Consider the following 5021-nt stretch of genomic DNA (forward strand, 5'->3'; position numbering starts at 1 on the left):
TGCGCGAGCGCGATATGGCTGCAGCCCTGCGCGCGCAAGGCCTCGGCCTGCCTGGCGATCGACGCATCGTGCCGCTCCCCGTCGCCCGCATCGAGCGCCTCGAGCGCGCCCTTGGCGAGTGCCGGCACCAGCGCGATGCCGCTCGGAAATTCGGGCGGCATCGAAGCCAGCGTGGGCGCGAAGGTCGCGATCAGCCCGAGCCGCGCGCCGGGGCCGGCCTCGCGCAGCGCCTGCACCGCCTCCTCCACCATCGCCTCGTTGGGCTTGAGCACCGGCAACGCCGCATGGCGCCGCGCCACCGCCTCGATGCAGGAACCGAAGGCCGAGCAGGTGAAGAGGATGCCCTCGGCGCCGGTGTCGACCGCGTACTGCGCGAGCCGCTGGAAGCGCTCGTGCATGGCCGCGTCGAGCCCGCGCCCGTCGCGCGCGAGATCGGCCGACAGGCTGTCGTCGAGCAGGTTCATGCGCAGCGCCTGCGGCCAGTCGCGCGCGAAGGCGTCGTTGATGGGCGCGACCGAATGCGCGAGCGCGTGGATCAGGGCGATGCGGGTCATGGGGACGTGATGCGGCTCAGATGCCCTTCGACGAGGGATTGGCGAAGGCTTCCTTCGTCTCGGCGTTGAGCGGGTAGTTGATGTTGATGCCCTTGGGCGGAATGGGCGAGGTGAACCACTTGACGTAGAGCGTCTCCATCTCGCCGGACTTCATCATGCCCGAGACCACGCGGTCGACGATGGCCTTGAAAGCCGGATCGTCCTTGCGGAACATCAGCGACTGGTTCTCGGTGCGCAGGCTCTCGCCGGTGATCAGGAAGTCCTTCGGGTTGCGCGCGTTCGCGAGCTGGCCGGCCAGCAGGATGTCGTCGAGCACGAAGGCCTGCGCGCGGCCGCTCTCCACCAGCAGGAAGGAGTCGCTGTGGTCCTTGCCGCCGAGGCTCGTGACCTCGAGGTTCTTGCCCTTGTCGGCCTCGCGCAGCAGCCGGAACGAGGTGGTGCCGGTGGTGGTCACCACCGTCTTGCCCTGCAGGTCGGCGATGCTCTTGATGCCCGAATCGGCCTTCACCAGCATGCGCACGTTGTAGCGGAAGATGTCGGGCGAGAAGGCCACCAGCTTCTGGCGCTCGACCAGGTTGGTGGTGGAGCCGCACTCGATATCGACCGTGCCGTTCTGCACCAGCGGGATGCGGTTGGCCGAGGTCACGGCCTGGTAGCGGATCTCGATCGCCGGCATCCTGAGTTCGCTCTTCACCGCCTCCACGATGCGCTTGCAGATCTCGATGCTGTAGCCGACCGGCTTGAGATTCCCGTCGAGGTACGAGAAGCCGAACGAGGACTCGCGGTAGCCGAAGGTGATGGCGCCGCTGGCCTTGATCTTGGCGAGGGTGTCGCTCTCCTGCGCGCTCGCGCAGAGCGCCGGCAGCACGAGGGCGGCAGCGAGCAGGAATGAAAACGGCAGGCGTGGCTTGGGCATGGAGGTGCTCCTCGAGGCGGTGGGTGAAGGAAAAAGGAAAGGAAGAAGCGCGGAATCAGCCCGCGGCGCGGCGCGTGACCGCGTCGATGGCATCCGCGAGCCGCGCGGCGATCTCGCGCAGCTCGTCGCGCGTGGCGACGAAGGGCGGCGCGAGCAGCACGTGGTCGCCCTGGCGGCCGTCGACCGTGCCGCCGAAGGGATAGCACAGCAGCCCGCGCGCCATCGCCTCCTTCTTGACGGTCGCATGCAGCTTGAGCGCCGGATCGAAGGGCGTCTTGCCCGCGCGCTCGGCCACGAGCTCGAGGCCCCAGAAGAAGCCGCGGCCGCGGATGTCGCCCACATGCGGATGCGCGCCGAGCGCCTCGGCCAGCATCGCGCCGAAGGCCATGCCATCCTCGCGCACCTTCGCGACCAGCCCCTCGCGCCGAATCGTCTGCTGCACCGCGAGCGCGGCGGCGCAGGCCATCGGATGGCCGAGGTAGGTGTGGCCATGCTGGAAGAAGCCGCTGCCCTGCGACATCGCCTCGACCACCCTGCGCTGCGCGAGCACCGCGCCCACCGGCTGGTAGCCGCCGCCCAGGCCCTTGGCGATGGTCATCAGGTCGGGCACCACGCCCTCCTGCTCGCAGGCATGCAAGCTGCCGGTGCGGCCCATGCCGCACATCACCTCGTCGAGGATCAGCAGCACGCCGTACTTGTCGCAGACCGCGCGCACCGCCTGGAAGTAGCCCGGCACCGGCACCAGCACGCCGGCGGTGGCGCCGCCCACGGTCTCGGCGACGAAGGCGATCACGCGGTCGGCGCCCTGCGCGAGGATCGCGGCCTCGAGCTCGTTCGCGAGCCGCTGGCCGTATTGCGCGGGGCTCTCGTCGGCGCGCTGCTCGCGGTACGGATAGCAGGGCGACACGTGCGTGGCCGGCACCAGGATCGGCGCGAAGGGCTCGCGCCGCCAGGCGTTGCCGCCGACCGCGAGCGCGCCCAGCGTGTTGCCGTGGTAGCTCTGGCGCCGCGCGATGAAGTGGGTGCGCTGCGGCTGGCCGATCTCCACGAAGTACTGGCGCGCCATCTTGAGCGCCGCCTCCACCGCTTCGGAGCCGCCGCTCACGAGGTAGGCATGGCTCATGCCTTCGGGCGCCGCGCCGATCAGCTCGTCGGCCAGGCGCTCGGCCACCTCGCTGGTGAAGAAGCTGGTGTGGGCATAGGCCAGCCGGTCGATCTGCGCATGCATCGCGGCCAGCACCTCGGGATGCGCATGGCCCAGCGAGGACACGGCTGCGCCGCCCGAAGCATCGAGGTACTCGCGGCCCTCGGCATCGCGGATGTAGAGGCCGTGCGAGCCCGTGGCGACGGGCGGGGTCTGGCGGAGATGGCGGTGGAAGACGTGCGTCATGGCGTGAGGACAGGCGGATGGAGTTGGAACCAACGTTTCGGGCGAATTATTTATTGGAACATTTGCTCCGTCAACCGTTCCGCTCGTTTCACCCGTTCCAGCCCCCGCCCGGAACAGCGGGCGCGCCTCCGGTACATTCGTTCCAACGCCAGAGACCAAGAGGAACGACGCCATGGGCGCCAGAGACCAGATCCGCCAGCGCTTCGACGACCTGAGCCCCGCGCTGCAGCAGGTGGCGCGCTACGTGCTCGACCATCCGAACGAGGTGGTCACGGGCTCGATGCGCGGCATCGGCACGCGCGCGCAGAGCACGCCCGCCACGCTGGTGCGCTTCGCCCAGACGCTGGGCTACGACGGCTGGCCGCAGCTCAAGGCCGCCTTCGCCACCGACATGGGCCTGGGCGCCGAGGCCTACGGCGCGCGCGCCCAGCAGCTGGTGGGCCGCGCGCGCGACCGGGGCCTGACCGGCGAGATGTTCGAGGTGCAGCGCCGCAACCTCGAGACCACGCAGCTGCAGAGCGAAGCGGCGTTGCAGAAGGTCTGCGCGCTAATGGAGAAGGCCCCCGCGGTGCATGCGGCGGGCTTTCGCGCCTGCTACCCGATCGCCTTCTCCTTCGTCTACGTGTACCGGCTCTTTCGCGGCAGCGTGCACCTGGTCGACGGCCAGGGCGGCACGCTCGAGATGCAGCAGCGCGCCTTCGGGCGCGGCGACGTGGTGCTGATCGCGAGCTTCGCGCCCTACTCGCGCGAGGCGCTGCAGGTGGCCGAGGCCGCCAAGGCCGCGGGCAGCCGCATCGTGGCGCTGACCGACAGCCTCGGCTCGCCGCTCTCGCTGCGCGCCGACGAGACCCTGCTGTTCACCATCCACAGCCCCTCGTTCTTTCCCTCGGTGGCCGCCGGCGTGGCCGTGGCCGAGGCGCTGGTCGAGCTGCTCGCGAGCCGCGCGGGCAAGGCCGTGATCCGGCGCATCGACCAGGCCGAGGCGCAGCTGTTCGAGTCGGGGGCCTACCTGGTGCCGCCGGTGGCGCGCGGCGGCTGATCGCACGGAACCACTGGCAAAGCCGCGCAGTCCAACCCCGGTCGCGGTCGCGCGTCCTGCTGTTGCCGCGACAGGAGGTAAAGACCATGAAGCAAGTGAAGCATTGGCAAGACCCGGTCAACGCCGTCCTCGGCGTCTGGCTGATCGTCTCGCCCTGGGTCCTGGGCTTCCAGGGCCACACGCTCGCCATGTGGGGCGCGATCGGTACCGGCCTCGTGCTCGGTGCCGTGGCACTGGGCGCGACCTTCGTGCCGCAGGCCTGGGAGGAGTGGACCGAGGTCGCGCTCGCGGTCTGGCTCGCGGTGTCGCCGTGGGTGCTGGGCTTCGGCGGGCTCGAGGTGGCGCTGGTCAACGCGGTGCTCGTGGCCGCGGCGATCCTGGTGCTGGCGCTGTGGGTGCTGGTGACCGACAAGGACTACCTGGGCGGCATGACGGACCGCCCGGCCCATTGAGGCCCTGAAGGTCCGTTCCCGAACGCCGCCGGCCGCCGGATCAGGCGCGGCGCGGCGGCGACTCCAGGGACGCGCGCGATGCCGCGTGCGTCCGCGACCTTTCCCCGATTTCGCCTTGCCGACGCGATCAGCGCGCGGCCGGCTGCGTGCCCGCGTCCGCGAGCCACTCGGCCTGCCAGCCGCCGCCGAGCGCCTGGATCAGCGCGATCGCCGACGACTGGCGGTTGACCTGCAGCTGCACCAGCGAACGCCGCGCATTGAGCGCGGCCACCTGCGCGGTCACGACCTCGGTGTAGCTGACCTGCGCCGCGCGGTAGCGGTTGAGCAGCTGCTGCTCGGTCTTGTCGGCCGCGGCCGAGGCTTCGCGCCGCAGGCCTTCCTGCTGGGCCAGCGTGGCGCCCGCGCTGAGCTGGTCTTCGACCGCCTGGAAGGCCGTCAGCACGGTCTGGCGATAGCGCGCCACGGCCGCTTCGTGGCCGGCCTTGGCCGAGTCGACGTTGGCGCCGATGGCGCCCGCGTCGAACACCACCTGCGCCACCGACAGGCCGAGCGCCCACAGCGTGTTCGAGGCATTGAACAGGTCCTTGACCTTGCTCGCGTTGCTGCCCACCGAGGCGTTGAGGCCGAAGTTCGGGAAGTAGGCGGCGCGCGCGATGCCGATCTGCGCATT

At 70.5% G+C, this 5021-nt stretch carries 6 protein-coding genes; 2 read left to right on the forward strand and 4 right to left on the reverse strand.

Going from position 1 to position 5021, the window contains the following annotated elements; all coding sequences use genetic code 11:
* From AC27VN_RS32405 to AC27VN_RS32415, 3 genes are all read right to left on the reverse strand, one after another.
* Positions 1–554, reverse strand: a 554-nt coding sequence (locus AC27VN_RS32405; protein ID WP_490879219.1) for an arylsulfatase, incomplete at its 3' end; no start/stop codon positions are given.
* 16 nt (positions 555–570) lie between these two features.
* A complete protein-coding gene (locus tag AC27VN_RS32410) occupies positions 571–1470 on the reverse strand; it encodes an amino acid ABC transporter substrate-binding protein (RefSeq protein ID WP_490879220.1) in 900 nt (299 codons plus the stop codon).
* Between the two features lie 55 nt (positions 1471–1525).
* On the reverse strand, positions 1526–2860 hold the full coding sequence (locus AC27VN_RS32415; protein ID WP_490879221.1) for an aspartate aminotransferase family protein: 1335 nt from the start codon (positions 2858–2860) through the stop codon (positions 1526–1528).
* 172 nt (positions 2861–3032) lie between these two features.
* Between AC27VN_RS32415 and AC27VN_RS32420 the strand changes: the two genes are divergently transcribed.
* Positions 3033–3899, forward strand: coding sequence for a MurR/RpiR family transcriptional regulator (locus AC27VN_RS32420; RefSeq protein ID WP_490879222.1), 867 nt, complete (start codon positions 3033–3035; stop codon positions 3897–3899).
* Between the two features lie 86 nt (positions 3900–3985).
* Positions 3986–4351, forward strand: coding sequence for an SPW repeat protein (locus AC27VN_RS32425; RefSeq protein WP_208510630.1), 366 nt, complete (start codon positions 3986–3988; stop codon positions 4349–4351).
* Between the two features lie 127 nt (positions 4352–4478).
* On the opposite strand, the gene AC27VN_RS32430 is transcribed toward AC27VN_RS32425, so the two are convergent.
* Positions 4479–5021: TolC family protein (locus tag AC27VN_RS32430; RefSeq protein WP_490879223.1), on the reverse strand; the 543-nt coding region annotated here is incomplete at its 5' end.

The organism is Variovorax sp. 20P10.2.4 (assembly GCF_058244205.1).